The 14,606-nt window shown below is 64.8% G+C and carries 15 protein-coding genes; 10 read left to right on the top strand and 5 right to left on the bottom strand.

Annotated features, from left to right (window positions below; genetic code table 11):
• Window positions 1–33 precede the first annotated feature (33 nt).
• The 7 genes from CEQ44_RS14825 to CEQ44_RS14855 all read left to right on the top strand — a co-directional run bounded on the left by CEQ44_RS14825 (window position 34) and on the right by CEQ44_RS14855 (window position 6,484).
• A complete protein-coding gene (locus CEQ44_RS14825; RefSeq protein WP_088183902.1) occupies window positions 34–915 on the top strand; it encodes a lysophospholipid acyltransferase family protein in 882 nt (293 codons plus the stop codon).
• A 41-nt stretch (window positions 916–956) separates the two neighbouring features.
• Window positions 957–1,601: a phosphoribosylanthranilate isomerase gene (locus CEQ44_RS14830; RefSeq protein ID WP_088183901.1), complete on the top strand. Its 645-nt coding sequence runs from the start codon at window positions 957–959 to the stop codon at window positions 1,599–1,601.
• A 96-nt stretch (window positions 1,602–1,697) separates the two neighbouring features.
• Window positions 1,698–2,939: a tryptophan synthase subunit beta gene (gene trpB, locus CEQ44_RS14835; protein ID WP_088184096.1), complete on the top strand. Its 1,242-nt coding sequence runs from the start codon at window positions 1,698–1,700 to the stop codon at window positions 2,937–2,939.
• 8 nt (window positions 2,940–2,947) lie between these two features.
• Window positions 2,948–3,763 carry a tryptophan synthase subunit alpha gene (gene trpA, locus CEQ44_RS14840; RefSeq protein WP_088184095.1) on the top strand — a complete coding sequence of 272 codons (816 nt, stop codon included), beginning with the start codon at window positions 2,948–2,950 and terminating at the stop codon, window positions 3,761–3,763.
• On the top strand, window positions 3,760–4,608 hold the full coding sequence (gene accD / locus CEQ44_RS14845) for an acetyl-CoA carboxylase, carboxyltransferase subunit beta (protein ID WP_088183900.1): 849 nt from the start codon (window positions 3,760–3,762) through the stop codon (window positions 4,606–4,608). The genes trpA and accD overlap by 4 nt, the downstream gene beginning before the upstream one ends.
• Before the next feature lie 34 nt (window positions 4,609–4,642).
• A complete protein-coding gene (locus tag CEQ44_RS14850; protein ID WP_088183899.1) occupies window positions 4,643–5,977 on the top strand; it encodes a folylpolyglutamate synthase/dihydrofolate synthase family protein in 1,335 nt (444 codons plus the stop codon).
• A 66-nt stretch (window positions 5,978–6,043) separates the two neighbouring features.
• A complete protein-coding gene (locus CEQ44_RS14855; protein ID WP_088183898.1) occupies window positions 6,044–6,484 on the top strand; it encodes a DUF6628 family protein in 441 nt (146 codons plus the stop codon).
• Here CEQ44_RS14855 and CEQ44_RS14860 read toward each other — a convergent pair.
• Together CEQ44_RS14860 and CEQ44_RS14865 are read right to left on the bottom strand one after the other, a co-directional pair.
• Window positions 6,469–7,797 carry an MFS transporter gene (locus CEQ44_RS14860; RefSeq protein WP_088183897.1) on the bottom strand — a complete coding sequence of 443 codons (1,329 nt, stop codon included), beginning with the start codon at window positions 7,795–7,797 and terminating at the stop codon, window positions 6,469–6,471. The genes CEQ44_RS14855 and CEQ44_RS14860 overlap by 16 nt on opposite strands.
• A 79-nt stretch (window positions 7,798–7,876) precedes the next feature.
• A complete protein-coding gene (locus CEQ44_RS14865) occupies window positions 7,877–8,335 on the bottom strand; it encodes a response regulator (protein WP_088183896.1) in 459 nt (152 codons plus the stop codon).
• Between the two features lie 586 nt (window positions 8,336–8,921).
• On the opposite strand from CEQ44_RS14865, the gene CEQ44_RS14875 reads away from it, so the two are divergent.
• Together CEQ44_RS14875 and rsmD are read left to right on the top strand one after the other, a co-directional pair.
• Window positions 8,922–9,881, top strand: coding sequence for a pseudouridine synthase (locus CEQ44_RS14875; protein WP_254913690.1), 960 nt, complete (start codon window positions 8,922–8,924; stop codon window positions 9,879–9,881).
• The gene (rsmD, locus tag CEQ44_RS14880; RefSeq protein WP_088183894.1) at window positions 9,878–10,417 is read left to right on the top strand and encodes a 16S rRNA (guanine(966)-N(2))-methyltransferase RsmD; all 540 of its coding nucleotides are present in this window, start codon (window positions 9,878–9,880) and stop codon (window positions 10,415–10,417) included. Before CEQ44_RS14875 ends, rsmD begins: the two co-directional genes overlap by 4 nt.
• Window positions 10,418–10,631: 214 nt before the next feature.
• Here the strand turns inward: rsmD and CEQ44_RS14885 are convergent, their stop codons facing one another.
• Both CEQ44_RS14885 and CEQ44_RS14890 read right to left on the bottom strand, forming a co-directional pair.
• The gene (locus CEQ44_RS14885; RefSeq protein ID WP_088183893.1) at window positions 10,632–11,129 is read right to left on the bottom strand and encodes a Fe-S oxidoreductase; all 498 of its coding nucleotides are present in this window, start codon (window positions 11,127–11,129) and stop codon (window positions 10,632–10,634) included.
• A 141-nt stretch (window positions 11,130–11,270) separates the two neighbouring features.
• Window positions 11,271–11,669: a GFA family protein gene (locus CEQ44_RS14890; RefSeq protein WP_088183892.1), complete on the bottom strand. Its 399-nt coding sequence runs from the start codon at window positions 11,667–11,669 to the stop codon at window positions 11,271–11,273.
• 105 nt (window positions 11,670–11,774) lie between these two features.
• Here CEQ44_RS14890 and CEQ44_RS14895 point away from each other — a divergent pair, with 105 nt between their 5' ends.
• Window positions 11,775–14,051 (top strand): ATP-dependent helicase, encoded by a 2,277-nt coding sequence (locus tag CEQ44_RS14895; protein WP_088190035.1) that lies wholly within the window; start codon window positions 11,775–11,777, stop codon window positions 14,049–14,051.
• On the opposite strand, the gene CEQ44_RS14900 is transcribed toward CEQ44_RS14895, so the two are convergent.
• Window positions 14,039–14,563 carry a GAF domain-containing protein gene (locus CEQ44_RS14900; protein ID WP_176400295.1) on the bottom strand — a complete coding sequence of 175 codons (525 nt, stop codon included), beginning with the start codon at window positions 14,561–14,563 and terminating at the stop codon, window positions 14,039–14,041. The genes CEQ44_RS14895 and CEQ44_RS14900 overlap by 13 nt on opposite strands.
• Window positions 14,564–14,606: the final 43 nt, after the last annotated feature.

A 14,606-nucleotide genomic window follows, 5' to 3' on the forward strand; every position in this document is an offset into this window, starting at 1 on the left:
CCGCCTCGTCTGCTGCTGTATGACGCTTGCCCGATGCTCTCCAACCCCTTTCTCTTCTTCCTGATGCGCTTGCTCCCCGCGCGGCTCGCATCCTGGCTTGGCGGCTGGCTGTCGGCGCATGTCGCCCGGCCGCGCATGAAGCTGCGCGACGCACGGGCGCGCACCAATCTCGCGCTGTTGCGCCCGGACCTGTCGGAAATGGAGCGTGAGGCGATGCTGACGCGGCGCTGGGTCAACATCGGGCGGACGATGGGCGAACTTGCCAATATCGACCGGCTGGTGAATGACGCCCATGTCCGCGTGATCGACCAGCCGGGCTATAAGGCGGTGTTGGACGGACCCGGCCCGATGATCGCCTTCACCTGCCACCTGGGCAATTGGGATTTGCTGGCCGCTTACATCAAATGGTCGACGGATCGGCCGGGCCTGGGCGTCTATGAAGATCCCGATGATCCCAAAATCGCCGCCCAACTCAAGAAAGCGCGCTCCAGCTATATGGGTGAGGCGATCGGCGGCGGCGGCGCGGCGCGCGGCGTGTTCAAGCATCTGACCCAGAAGGATCGGGCCACCCTTTATATATTGGCGGACGAGCGGCGGGACCGGCAGGTCTGGTTTCCGACTTTCGGCCGCCAAATAGAGCCGTCGGGCAATTTGTCGATTGCGTTACGTTTGGCGCGCAAGGTCGGGGCCAAATTCCTGCCTTTCTACCTTGCCCGCACTAACGGCCCGCATTTCGATCTGCACTGGCGCGCACCGCTCGATCCGGCGACGATGAACGATGCGGAGATCGTCACCGCGCTCGATCGCTTTCTGGGCGATGCCTGCATCGCCCATGCCGACCAGTGGCTGGGACTGCATGACATGGACCTGACCCTGCCGGGTCATGGGGCCGGGCCACGCGCCTATGTTCCCTAGGCCATGTGACTTGGCGGCGGATCGCCGCTAAAGCGCGGGACATGTCCCGACTCGCGATCAAGATATGCGGCCTGTCCACGCCCGAAACGGTGGGCGCGGCGGTCAGCGGCGGCGCGAGCCATATCGGCTTTGTCCATTTCGCCAAAAGCCCGCGCCATGTGGAGCCGGACCAGATCAAGGCGCTCGCCGCCCTTGCCCCCGCTTATGTCGAAAAGGTCGCCGTCGTCGTCGATCCGACCGACGAGATGCTGGGCGAACTGGTCGGCACGGGCGCGCTCACCACGCTGCAACTCCATGGCAAGGAAAGCCCGCAGCGCGCCGCCGCCATTCGCGCCCGCTTCGGCCTGCCGGTGTGGAAGGCGATCGCGGTCAAGACCAGCGCCGATATCGACGGTGCAACCGCCTATGTCGGCGCGGTCGATCGACTGCTGTTCGACGCCAAGACGCCCGACGGCGCGGCGCTGCCCGGCGGCATGGGGCTACGCTTCGACTGGACGCTGCTGCGTGGCCTGGCGATCCCGGCACCATGGGGGCTGTCGGGCGGGCTTGGAATCGACAATGTCGTGGAAGCGATCCGCATCAGCGGCGCGCCGCTGATCGACGTGTCTTCCGGCGTCGAAAGCGCGCCGGGCATCAAGAGTGTGGACAAGATCATGGCCTTCTGCAAAGCGGTGCAGCCATGTTGACGTTGAACGCCCCTGCCGTGCGCATTGAAGGACGATGGCGCTGATCGCTTCCCTACGCCAAGCGAACGCACCATTTGTCCCGGAAAGACCGACATCATGACTGATACCATATCCTTGCCCAACAGCCTGCGATCGCAGCCCGACGCCAACGGCCATTTCGGTGCGTTCGGCGGCCGCTATGTCGCCGAAACGCTGATGCCGCTGATCCTGGAACTGGAGCGCGTCTATAAGGAGGCGAAGGCTGATCCCGCCTTCGACGCGGAGTTCGCCGAACTGCTGCGCTCCTATGTCGGCCGCCCCAATCCGCTTTATTATGCCGTGCGGCTGACCGAAGCGGTGCGCGCCAAGGCGCAGCCGGGCAAGGGAGCGAAAATCTACCTCAAGCGCGAAGAACTGAACCATACTGGCGCGCACAAGATCAATAATTGCATCGGCCAAGCGCTGCTCGCCCGGCGCATGGGCAAGAAGAAGGTCATCGCCGAAACCGGCGCGGGCCAGCATGGCGTCGCCACCGCGACCGTCGCCGCGCTGTTCGGCATGGAATGCAAAATCTTCATGGGTGCCAAGGATGTCGAGCGGCAGAAGCCCAACGTGTTCCGCATGAAGCTGCTGGGCGCAGAGGTAATCCCGGTCCATTCGGGGTCCGCGACGCTTAAGGATTCGATGAACGACGCGCTGCGTTATTGGGTGTCGAACGTGCATGACACATTCTACATCATCGGCACGGCGGCGGGTCCGCACCCCTATCCTGAGTTGGTCCGCGATTTCCAGTCGATCATCGGCAAGGAAACCCGCGCACAGATGCTGGAGGCCGAAGGCCGCCTGCCCGACATGCTGATCGCGCCGGTCGGCGGCGGCTCCAACGCCATTGGCCTGTTCCACCCCTTCCTGGACGACCCGGAAGTCGCGATGATCGGCGTGGAAGCCGCGGGTGAAGGGCTGGACAAGAAGCATGCCGCATCGCTGGCCGGCGGCGCGTCGGGCATCCTGCACGGCAACCGCACCTATCTGTTGCAGGATGAGGACGGCCAGATCACCGAAGCGCACAGCATTTCCGCTGGCCTCGACTATCCGGGCATCGGCCCCGAACATAGCTGGCTGCACGAGATCGGCCGCGTGAAATATATGCCGATCAAGGACGACGAAGCGCTGACCAGTTTCCAGACGCTCAGCAAGCTGGAGGGGATCATCCCCGCGCTCGAATCCGCCCATGCGGTGGCCGCGGCCGAACAGATCGCGCCGACGCTGGACGCGGACAAGATCATCGTCATCAACCTGTCGGGCCGGGGTGACAAGGATATCTTTACCGTGGCCGAAGCGTTGGGAGCGGAAATGTGAGCGCCATTATGTCTGGGGATCGCCTCTCCACCCGCTTCGCCACCTGCAAGGCGCAGGGCCGGGCTGCTCTCATTACCTTCGTGACCGCCGGCGACCCTGACGTCGCTGCGACGCCCGCCATTCTCGACGCATTGGTCGCGGGCGGCGCAGACATTATCGAACTGGGTATGCCCTTTACCGATCCGATGGCCGATGGCCCGGCGATCGAACTGGCGAACCTGCGCAGTCTGGGGTCGGGCACGAAGACCAAGCATATCTTCGCCCTTGCCGCCGATTTCCGCGCGCGTCACCCCGACACGCCGCTGATCCTGATGGGCTATGCCAATCCGATGCTGATCCGCGGCGGTGACTGGTTCGCCGACCAGTGCAAGGCCGCCGGCGTCGATGGCGTGATCTGCGTCGACGCGCCGCCAGAGGAAGATGCCGAGATCGGCCCGGCCCTGCGCGCGGCTGGTGTCCATCTTGTTCGCCTGGCCACCCCCACGACCGATGCGGCGCGCTTACCGACCGTGTTGAATGGCGCCAGCGGCTTCCTTTATTATGTCTCGGTCGCAGGCATCACCGGCAAACAGTCGGCAGCCCAGGCATCGATCGAAATCGCGGTCGCAAAGCTGAAGGCCGCCACCGACCTGCCGGTCGCGGTGGGCTTTGGCGTGCGCGGGCCGGAACAGGCGGCCGCCATCGGCCGAATCGCCAATGGCGTGGTGGTAGGGTCCGCCATTGTCGATATCGTCGGGTCGCATGGCGATGCCGCCGCCCCCTTCGTCCAGAAATTCGTCGCCACGCTGCGCGAAGCCCTTCACATTCGGGAGACAGCCGCATGAGCTGGATCAACCGCGTTCGTAACGCCCTGCCCTTCACCAAGAAGGAAAGCACCGCCGAAACGCTGTGGCACAAATGCCCGTCCTGCAACGAGATGATCTTCATCAAGGAATGGGAAGAAAATCTGTCGGTCTGCCCGCGTTGCAACCATCATGGCCGCATCGGCCCGTCGGAGCGGTTCGAGCAGATATTGGACGCCGGCTTCATCCTGTTGCCGACGCCGCAGGTTCAGGAAGACCCGCTCAAGTTCCGGGATTCCAAGCGCTATCCCGACAGGATCAAAGCCGCCCGCGCCGCGACCGGGGACCAGGACGCCCTCATCAACGCGCGCGGCGCGATCGACGATGTGCCGCTGGTGATGGGCGTGCAGAATTTCGCTTTCATGGGCGGTTCCATGGGCATGGGCGTGGGTGCGGCCTTCATCCAGGGCGTCAACGACGCGATCGCCCATAAATGCCCCTATGTCATCTTCACCGCCGCCGGCGGCGCGCGGATGCAGGAGGGCATATTGTCACTGATGCAGATGCCGCGCGCGACCGTGGCGATCCAGAAACTGCACGCGGCGGGCCTGCCCTATATCGTCGTGCTGACCGATCCGACCACCGGGGGCGTGACGGCCAGCTACGCCATGCTGGGCGATATCCAGATTTCGGAACCCAATGCGCTGATCGGTTTTGCCGGGCAGCGGGTGATCGAAAGCACGATCCGCGAAAAACTGCCCGAAGGGTTCCAGCGCGCCGAATATCTGCTGGACCATGGCATGATCGACATGGTCGTCCATCGCAGCGAATTGCGCGATACGCTGGCGCGTGTCATCGGCTATCTGACGCCGCGCGCGGCGGATTGAAGCAACGCTCGCGCTAAAAGGGGGCAAGCGCGCCATGGCCGACCATGCGGTTTCGGACGATGCACAGGTGCAGGCGCAGCTTGACCGACTCTGGTCGTTGTCGCCGGGCGCGGACATATTAGGGCTGGAGCGGATCACCGCGCTGCTGGAGCGGCTCAGCGATCCGCATCGCGCGCTGCCCCCCGTTTTCCATGTCGCGGGCACCAATGGCAAGGGGTCGACCTGCGCCTTCCTGCGCGCGGCAATGGAAGCGGACGGCAAAACCGTCCATGTCTTCACCTCGCCCCATCTGGTGCGCTTCAACGAACGTATCCGCGTGTCGGGCCAGCTGATTTCCGACGCGCTGCTCGCCCGCTATCTGGAACGCGTCCTTGATATCGCAGAGGGCGTGAACGCCAGCTTCTTCGAGGTGACGACAGCCGCCGCCTTCCTCGCCTTTGCCGAACATCCGGCCGACGCCTGCATCATCGAAGTGGGCCTGGGCGGACGGCTCGACGCGACCAATGTCATCGTCGACCCGGCGGTGTGCGGCATCGCCCAGCTCGGCATCGACCATCAGGCCTTTCTGGGCGATACACTGGCGCAAATCGCCGCGGAAAAAGCGGGCATCGCCAAGGCGGGGGCTGCACTGGTGACGCAACGCTACGCCGAATTGCTCTTCCCGGTGATGATGGACGCCGCCGCCCGCGCGTCCACCCGCTGGATCCGACAGGGCGATGGCTGGGACGTCGCCATCTATCGCGACCGGATGCATTATCGCGACGAGCAGGGTCGGCTGGAAACCCCGCTGCCGCGCCTGGCCGGGGCGCATCAGGTGCAGAATGCCGGCCTCGCCTTCGCCATGCTACGCCATCAAAATGCAATGCCTTTATCCGAAGCCGCGCTCAAGGCCGCGCCGCTCTGGGCGCATTGGCCGGCGCGGTTGCAACGGCTGGACCGGGGACCCTTGCTGAACGCCCTCCCGCAAGACGCAACCGCCTGGCTCGATGGCGGGCATAATGCCGGCGCGGGCGAGGCGATCGGCGCTTTCTTCACCGCCGACCGGCTGGAGGGACATAAGCTCCAGCTCGTGATCGGCATGTTGGCGAACAAGGACGTGGATGCCTTCCTCGCGCCCTTCGCGGGCAAGATCGCGCATATCCACGCCCTGCCGGTGCCGGGCCATGAGCATCATCCGGCTGAGCGCTTCGCGGCCATCGCCGCTCAGTGGGGCATCGATTTCACGGCCCATGATGATGCGCGCCAGGCGATCGCGGCGATTGCCACGCAGTCCGCGGCCTCCGGCGATCTCGCGCCCAAGCTGCTGATCGGCGGTTCGCTTTATCTTGCGGGCGAAATTTTGCGATTGAACGCGCAATTACCCGACTGAACAGACTTGCGACTGACTCGCAATAGCGTAGAATGAGCCTCTGACAAATGCAGAAGGCGCGATTCTATGGCTTATGGAGAGTCCTCCCCCCTCGACCTGCCCCGGCCCATTCCGGGCGGCTATGGCAACCGCCTGTTCCTGTTCGTGATGCGCCGGATGGCGACCGCAGGGGTCAATGACGCCCATGCCGCCAATGCGATGCTGGGCGCGTTCGGCCGCAGTTATCGCCGCCCGCTGGTGCTGATGCGCGCGATGATGCTGGAACTGGCGCGGGCGTCGAGCCGCAAGATACTGGTCGCGCCCTGCTGTTGCGCGCGCATGACCGCGGACGAAGCGCTGATGATGCAGGCGACGGGCGACGCGCTGCGCGATCCCAACGCCGCCTATGAACAGGTGAGCGAATTGCTGGGCAACGATCATGCGCTGGGCGCGCTCACCTGCCTGCAGGCGGTGGCGCAGGCGCATAGCGACCTGGGGCGGCCGCTGGATCTTTACGCGGCGGGCTGATCCCCCGGATCGGTCGTCGCTGCGGTGCCGACGCTGGCGTCGATCAGGCCGGCGCGCATCATCAGCCAGAAGAGCAGGATGCCCGGCATGGCGAGCGCGGTCGTCAGCAGATAGAAATCGACATAGCCGAACCGCTCGATCAGGGTGCCTGCGGTCGTGCCGGTCAGGAAACGCCCGACGATGCTGGCCGCAGCCGAAATCAGCGCATATTGCGCGGCGGTGAAGCGCAGGTCGCACAGCGCCGAGAAATAGGCGACGACGGTAACGCCCCCGATTCCGCTGGCGATATTTTCGAACCCGATCGCCCCGGCCATGCCCCAGTTGCTCTTTCCCAGCGCGGCAAGCGCGGCGAAGCTGAAATTGGACACGCCCATCAGGATCAGGCTGAACAGCACGGATCGCTTCATGCCCATGCGGGCATAAAGGATGCCGCCGATGAAGATGCCGATCAGATAGGCCCAGAAACCGATGCCGACGTCGTAGATGACGATTTCGTCGTTGCTGTAGCCCATATCGTCGAACAGCAGGCGAAAGGTCAGGTTCGCCAGCGTGTCACCGATCTTGTGCAGCAGGATGAAGAGCAGGACGAGAAACGCACCCTTTCGCCGGAAAAACTCAAGTAGCGGCCCGGTGATCGACGCCATCACCTCCCCCATGCCGCGGCGGACGACAGGATCGCGATGCCGTTCCGGTTCGCCAAGGACAAGGCCGGTCAGCATCGCCGGCAACGCAAAGGCGGCGCAAGCGAGATAGGCGCCCTGCCAGCCGATCCGGGCGGCCAGGATCAGCGCCAGAGAGCCGGCCGCCACCGATCCGATGCGCCAGCCATATTGCGACATGCCCGATCCGACACCCAGTTGTTCGGGCTTCAGCGTTTCGATCCGATAGGCGTCGATGACGATGTCATAGGTCGCGCCGGCCGCGCCGACCAGGATGGCGGCATAGGCGGTCTGGAGCAGGCTGGATGTCGGATCAACCAGCGCAAGATTGGCGACCGCCGCCATGACCAGCACGCCAGCAAGCAGCAGCCAGGATACGCGCTGCCCCAATCGGCCAATGACCGGCAGGCGCACGCCGTCCACGACCCAGGCCCAGAGCCATTTGAGATTATAGACGAGGAACGCCAAGGTGAAAGCGGTCACGGCTTTCTTGTCGATGCCGTCCTGCGCCAGCCGAGTGGTCAGCGTCGCGCCGATCATCGCGTAAGGAAAGCCCGACGATACGCCCAGGAAGAAAGCCGCCAATGGCCCCTTTTCCACATAGGGTTTCACGGCGTCGAGCCAGCGGCTGCGGCCCTCTATGGCGTCTGTCATGATGGCGTGCGTCCCCGGTGGTCCAATTGCGCGCCACCATATGGCCTGATTGCCGCCAGGCAAGCGTCCTGTGCGTCGATCAGTCCGCGGGCAGGAACAGGCTGAGGCCCGGCGGCAGCTTGCGCCGCCTCGCGCCGCGCAGCGACGCGTCGATGACGCCGATCGCCGCGATCAGGTCGCGCGGGGCGTAGGGTTTGGCAAGGCAGCCGACCGCCAGCGCCTGCGCCTCGATCGGGCAGCGCCCGGTGACGAACAGGACAGGCAAGCCCAGCGCGGCAGCGTGACGGGCGACGTCGATGCCCGTTTTCTCGCCATGCAAGGCTACGTCAGCGATCACCAGGTCGACGCCGCCGCCATCCATAACCCGCACGGCATGATCGTGATCGTCCACAGTCGCCGCGATGCGATAGCCCGCCTGCGCCAGCGCATGTTCATTGTCGAAGGCGACGAGCGCCTCATCCTCCACCACCAGCACGGTGCGGATCGCCTTGCGGCGCGACAGGCGCGCGCCTGCCTCTTTCAGAAGCCCGAAAAACATTTGCCGATCCGCCCTGATTCCGCCATGCACCCGATGAAACGCCGCGCCCCCGCACCGGGTTGCCCGCCGGGGAGGCATGACTCCCTCGCCCAAGCGCCGGAGCGGCACATTTCAGCCTGTTGCTGGCTTTACACCCATATGGGAAGTGCCAGTACCCATGAAAAGGAACCCGCCCTTGGAACCGCCGAAAAAATCAGGACCGCCCCGCAGGGCAGGACCAGGCGGCCCGAAACGCCCCACCGCCCCCGGCCGGAGCGGATCGGGCGGTCGTCCTGGCGCGCCAACTGGGCGTAGCGCAGCGCCGCGTCAGGATAAGAGGCGTAAGGACGATGGACGGCCGAGCGATGGCCGCCACGGCGATGCGCGCCCGAACGCGGGACTGCGGGGCGACGCAAGGTCGCGTTTCGACAAAACAGACGATAGCCGGGCCGACCGGCCGCGCAATGATCGGGGCAATGATCGGGGCAATGATCGGGGCAGCGATCGGGTTCGTCCCGACCGCGTTAAGGCCGACGGTGCCGGGTCAAGGCCTGCAAGGAGTGCAGGACCACGCGATGCCACCAGCGCACGCCCTGCACGTGGCGCGGTGCCACGGGATGCCAGCGACAAGCCGCGCGTAGCCCGCAGCGAAGGCGATCGGAGCGATCGCCCCCGCACGGAGCGCGCCCGGCCTGATCGTGCCCGGCCCGATCGGGCGCGGGGCGACGCGCCCCGGTTCGCGGCCAAATCCTATCCGCCGCGCAAGCCCAGGGGCATAGGGCCGACCCCGACCAGCAATCCGCACCCGGCCCGCGCCGCCGCGGCGAGCGACGGCAAGGGCGAGCCGCAGCGCATCGCCAAGTTGCTGGCCCGCGCCGGGGTCGCATCCCGCCGGGAGATCGAGCGGATGATTGAGGAAGGCCGCGTCTCCAAGGATGGCGTGGTGATCGATACGCCCGCGACGCTGCTGACGTCGCTGCATGGCGTGACCGTCGATGAGGTGGCGATCGCCGCGCCCGCGCCGATGCGCCTGTTCCTGTTCCACAAGCCGGCGGGTTTCCTGACGACCGAGCACGATCCGGCGGGGCGACCGACCATATATGACCGGCTGCCCGCGGACCTGCCGCGGTTGATGCCGATCGGGCGGCTGGACATGAATACCGAAGGCCTGTTGCTGATGACCACCGATGGCGGTTTCAAGCGCGAGATGGAATTGCCCGCGACCGGCGTCCCGCGCACCTATCGCGCCCGCGCCTTTGGCGAGGTGAGCCAGCAGCAGTTGGAGGATCTGTTCGACGGGCTGGAGATTGACGGCATCCGCTATGGCGCGATCGAAGCCAATCTGGAGCGGCGCACCGGGCGCAACCAGTGGATCGAAATGACCCTGACCGAAGGCAAGAACCGGGAGGTGCGCCGCGTGCTCGAACATCTGGACCTGAAGGTCAACCGACTGATCCGCACCAGCTATGGCCCCTTCTATCTGGGCGACCTGCCGGTCGGCGCGGTGGAGGAGGTGCGGCAGAATGACCTGGAGCTGTTCCGCAAGAGCCTGAAGGACGTGAAATGAGGATCATTTCGGGGCAATGGCGCGGCCGCCCGCTGACCGCGCCCAAGGGACAGGAGACCCGGCCGACCGCGGACCGGACTCGCGAGGCGCTGTTTTCGATGCTGACCAGCCGGCTGGGATCGTTCGAGGGGCTGGCGGTGGGCGATTTCTTCGCCGGATCAGGCGCGCTGGGCTTTGAGGCGCTGTCGCGGGGCGCGGCGTCCTGCCTGTTTGTCGAGCAGGACAAGCCGGCGCTGGACGCGATCCGCGCCAATGGTGACCGGCTGGGCATCCGTCCCGACATCCGGCCGTCCAGCGTATTGACGCTGGGGTCGGCGGCCAAGCCGCTCGACCTTATCTTCATGGACCCGCCCTATGGCACCGGCGCGGGCCAGGTGGCGCTCGACAAGCTGGGGCGGCTGGGCTGGACCAATGCCGCCAGTTGGATCAGCATCGAAACCGACAAGCGCGAAGATGTTGCGGTGAAGGGCTTTGCCATCGATACGGTGCGCGACATCGGGAAGGCGCGGATTACACTGCTGCGGATGGAGGAATAGGCGCTGCGCTGACGCCTATTCTCGACAGCGAAAAGAAACAGCGAGTGAGACAGTTATACGGCGTTTTCGCATATTCCCGCGAAGATTGTTGCCTTATATCAATAGCTTAAAATATATCTGTTCTGCCGATTGACCGATTTATGGCGCAAACTGTTCGTTGGCCAGGACGGACGGATCGTGGTTCGCGCGATCCGCCCGGCCTTGGCGCATCCAATCAGCGCTTGCGGCTCTTCTTCGCTTCACCCCGGTTGATACAGCTGTCCTGCACGGTGGGGGTGCAGGTGGGATAGTCTTTCGCTTCGGTCGGTGGTGGGGTGACATTGCCGCCCATGGTCACCGGATTGGCGGAGGAACCGACAGGCGCGCTGGGATCTTTGGGCACGCCAGCGGGCGCAGGCATCATCCCCGGATCAGCGGGGACAGCGCCCGTCGGCCGACCGGCATTGGGATCACCCTGGGGTGGAGTGGCTGGCGCAGCGGGTGGTGGCGGTGGCGCGGTTGGGGCAGCGGGCTTTGCAGGCGCAGCCGGTTCAGCCGGCGCAGAGGGCGGCGTCGCTGACGGATCGGCGGGCGCGGGTGCGTCTGCGGGCGGCGGTGTCATGGCGGCACCGGGTGGCTGGCTACTCGGTGCAGGCATGTCCTGCGCGGCTGCCATGCCGCCCAAACCAGTAAAGCTCAGCATCGCAACGCCGGCCAGCATGATGGATTTCATCGGGATCATCCTTTCCTATATTCTTCGACCCGTAGGTCGCCCGTTTCTCAGACGGGCATAGGAAGAACAGGCCTCTGGACATCCCCGTTCCGCAGCGGCGGCCAAGCGTGGCTTGGGCGCGGCGAGTGACCGCCTCAGGCGTCAGGGGCCTTCGGGATAGCGGTCAAATTTGGGCAGGTCGTGCGCTGACGCCATCCATGGCAGGGCGTCGGCCATTTGGATATGCCCCGTCGGCGGCACGGCCGCGGCATCATCCAGCGTCGCGCTTTGAATGTCGATTGCACCGGGGAAGGCCACGGGATTGGTGTAAAATAAGCCAGTGCCGCATATGCCGCAAAAATGCCGCGTGGCGTGTTCCGACGATTGGTAGCGGACGGGATCACCGATTATGGTGACCGCATCTTCCGGGAACAGCACCCAGCCGACCATCGGCGCGCCGGCGCTGGCGCGGCAATCGCTGCAATGGCACAGCGCGCTGTAGGCGGGTTCGCCCGTCGCTTCATAGCGTATCGCCCCGCATTGGCATCGTCCCGTCACCATCGGCTTGCTCCCTTGCATGATTCGCCTTTTGTTCTCATAGAAGCGTCTTCGCCGCAAGTGCAGCGCCCCTTGCCCCCGCTCCACCCCATGCCTAGTTGTCCTGCCATGACAGTCCCTGCCGCCTCCCCCAACGACCCGCCCTATATGAACAACCTCAATCCGCCGCAGCGTGAGGCGGTGTTGACCACCGAAGGGCCGGTTCTGGTGCTGGCGGGGGCCGGTACGGGCAAGACGGCGGCGCTGACCGCGCGGCTGGCGCATCTGGTCGCGACCGGACGCGCTTATCCATCGCAGATATTGTCGGTCACCTTCACCAACAAGGCGGCGCGCGAAATGCGCGAGCGGGTGGGCCGCATGATCGGTCCGGCGGTCGAGGGGATGCCCTGGCTGGGCACATTCCACGCGATCGCGGCCAAGATGCTGCGCCGCCATGCCGAACTGGTCGGGCTGCAATCCAATTTCACCATCCTCGACACCGACGACCAGTTGCGGCTGATTAAGCAGCTCATCCAGGCCGAGGGGGTGGATGAGAAGCGCTGGCCCGCGCGGCAACTCGCCGGGTTAATCGATCAGTGGAAGAATAAGGGTTGGACCCCAGAGGATGTCGGCGCGGGCGAGGCGGAAGGCTACGCCCATGGCAAGGGCCAGAAGCTCTACGCCGATTATCAGGCCCGGCTGCGTCAGGTAAATGCCTGTGACTTCGGAGACTTGCTGCTACATGTTCTGACGATATTGAAGAAGCATCGCGACGTGCTGGAAGGCTATCAGCAGCGGTTCAAATATATCATGGTGGACGAATATCAGGACACCAACTCCAGCCAATATCTGTGGTTGAGGCTGCTGGCGCAGACGCGCAAGAATCTGTGCTGTGTGGGCGACGACGACCAGTCCATCTATTCATGGCGCGGCGCAGAAGTCGCCAATATCCTGCGGTTCGAAAAGGATTTTCCTGGCGCGAAGATCATAAGGCTGGAGCAGAATTACCGGTCCACGCCCCATATCCTGGGCGCGGCGTCGGGGGTGATCGCGGAAAATGGCAATCGCCTGGGCAAGACATTGTGGACCGATATCGACGTGGGCGAGAAGGTGCAGGTCATCGGCGTATGGGACGGGCCGGAGGAGGCCCGGCGCGTCGGCGAGGAGATCGAGCAAGTCCAGCGTAATGGCGGATCGCTGGATGAGGTCGCTATCCTGGTTCGCGCCCAGCACCAGACCCGCGAGTTCGAAGATCGGTTTATCCAGATCGGACTGCCCTATCGCATCGTCGGCGGCTTCCGCTTCTATGAGCGGGCGGAAATTCGCGACGCGCTGGCCTATTTGCGGCTGGTGAACCAGCCCGCCGACGACCTGGCGTTCGAGCGGATCGTCAACGTGCCCAAACGTGGCCTCGGCGACAAGGCGGTGGAGAAACTGCACCGGCTGGCGCGGGCGGAGGGTATTCCCCTGGCGCTGGCGGCGGCGCGTATCCTGGATACGGACGAGCTGACGCCGCAGGCGCGGCGGTCATTGGGCAATTTCATCGGCGATCTGGCGCGCTGGCGCGATCGGGCGACGCAATTGCCCCATGCCGAACTGGCGCGGCAGATATTGGACGAGAGCGGCTATACCGCGATGTTGCAGGCGGAGCGCACGACCGAGAGCGCAGGGCGGCTGGAGAATCTGTCCGAACTCGCCCGCGCGATGGAGGAATATGAGACGCTGGGGGCGTTTCTGGAGCACGTCTCCCTTGTCATGGACAATGAGGCGCAGGCGGAGTCCGCCAAGATCACGATCATGACCATCCACGCCGCCAAGGGGCTGGAATATGACACGACCTTTCTGGTGGGATGGGAGGAAGGCATCTTCCCGTCGCAGCGGGCGCTGGACGAAGGCGGGCTCAACAGCCTGGAGGAGGAACGGCGGCTTGCCTATGTGGCGATCACGCGGGCGCGCAAGCGCTGCACCATCCTCCACGCCGCCAACCGCCGCATCTATGGCCAGTGGACCAGCAGCATCCCGTCGCGTTTCGTGGGCGAATTGCCGCCTGAGCATGTCGAATCGGAGAGCAGCATGACCGGCGGCGCGTCACTATGGCGCGCCAACTGGTCGGAACGGGACGATCCGTTTGCGCATGTCGGACGCGGAGAAGGGCGCGGGCCAGGCTGGCAGCGGGCGCAATCGACCGGCCAGTTCAGCCGGGAACCGGTGCGGATCGTGGAAGCGCGGGCGTCGGCGGTGTCTCTGGGCAACAAGGGCCGTGACGACATGACCGTCGGCCTGCGGATATTCCACCAGAAATTCGGCTATGGCACCGTCGCGGAGATTGAGGGCAATAAGCTGGAGATCGATTTCGAGACGGCCGGACGCAAACGGGTGATGGACAGCTTCGTTCAGCCCGCCTGAGGGCGCTGGGCGCTCGTAGTCGTACCTGACGCCGCGGCGTGCAAGTGGGTGCGGGCGGACAACAGGGCACCGACATCGCGCGCGAAGCCTTCGATGGCGGCGATCGTCGCCGGCTCACTTACCAGGCGGGGCGCGGGATCGAGCGCGCAAAGCGTACCGTAGAAGCTGCCGTCCGGCAGGATGACCGGGAAGGACGCATAGCTTTTGAAGCCGTAGAAGATCGGCACAGGATGCTTGCGCCAGGCGATGTCGGCGTCGACATGATCGATGACCACATAATCTTCGGTCTGGCGGATTTCGTTGCAGATGGTCATCTGCACGTCGAGTTCCGCGCCAGGTTCAAGGCCAAAGGCAACCTTGTCCAGTACCTGACAGGCGATCCAGCGATCCTCCGTCACGCGCGCAACCGCCGCAAAGCCCATATGCGTGGTGTCGCATAGGTGCATCAGGATGGCGCGGATCGCGTCGTCATCGCCCTGTTCGGCGGTCTGGATCGCCAGTTCGTCCTTCATTCGCCCGCAATGGCAGGAAAGCGATGCTTTGGCGAGTCTGGAT

Origin of the sequence: Sphingobium sp. Z007 (genome assembly GCF_900013425.1) — a bacterium.
GTDB lineage: Bacteria > Pseudomonadota > Alphaproteobacteria > Sphingomonadales > Sphingomonadaceae > Sphingobium.

Bases quoted from the DNA above. Each gene is read 5' to 3' on its own strand.
- rsmD (WP_088183894.1), top strand. From the start codon at position 9,878: ATGAGGATCATTTCGGGGCAATGGCGCGGCCGCCCGCTGACCGCGCCC.
- CEQ44_RS14885 (WP_088183893.1), bottom strand. From the start codon at position 11,129: ATGAAATCCATCATGCTGGCCGGCGTTGCGATGCTGAGCTTTACTGGT.
- CEQ44_RS14860 (WP_088183897.1), bottom strand. From the start codon at position 7,797: ATGACAGACGCCATAGAGGGCCGCAGCCGCTGGCTCGACGCCGTGAAA.
- CEQ44_RS14890 (WP_088183892.1), bottom strand. From the start codon at position 11,669: ATGGTGACGGGACGATGCCAATGCGGGGCGATACGCTATGAAGCGACG.
- accD (WP_088183900.1), top strand. From the start codon at position 3,760: ATGAGCTGGATCAACCGCGTTCGTAACGCCCTGCCCTTCACCAAGAAG.
- CEQ44_RS14850 (WP_088183899.1), top strand. From the start codon at position 4,643: ATGGCCGACCATGCGGTTTCGGACGATGCACAGGTGCAGGCGCAGCTT.
- CEQ44_RS14865 (WP_088183896.1), bottom strand. From the start codon at position 8,335: ATGTTTTTCGGGCTTCTGAAAGAGGCAGGCGCGCGCCTGTCGCGCCGC.
- CEQ44_RS14900 (WP_176400295.1), bottom strand. From the start codon at position 14,563: ATGAAGGACGAACTGGCGATCCAGACCGCCGAACAGGGCGATGACGAC.
- trpB (WP_088184096.1), top strand. From the start codon at position 1,698: ATGACTGATACCATATCCTTGCCCAACAGCCTGCGATCGCAGCCCGAC.
- trpA (WP_088184095.1), top strand. From the start codon at position 2,948: ATGTCTGGGGATCGCCTCTCCACCCGCTTCGCCACCTGCAAGGCGCAG.
- CEQ44_RS14825 (WP_088183902.1), top strand. From the start codon at position 34: ATGCTCTCCAACCCCTTTCTCTTCTTCCTGATGCGCTTGCTCCCCGCG.
- CEQ44_RS14895 (WP_088190035.1), top strand. From the start codon at position 11,775: ATGACAGTCCCTGCCGCCTCCCCCAACGACCCGCCCTATATGAACAAC.
- CEQ44_RS14830 (WP_088183901.1), top strand. From the start codon at position 957: ATGTCCCGACTCGCGATCAAGATATGCGGCCTGTCCACGCCCGAAACG.
- CEQ44_RS14855 (WP_088183898.1), top strand. From the start codon at position 6,044: ATGGCTTATGGAGAGTCCTCCCCCCTCGACCTGCCCCGGCCCATTCCG.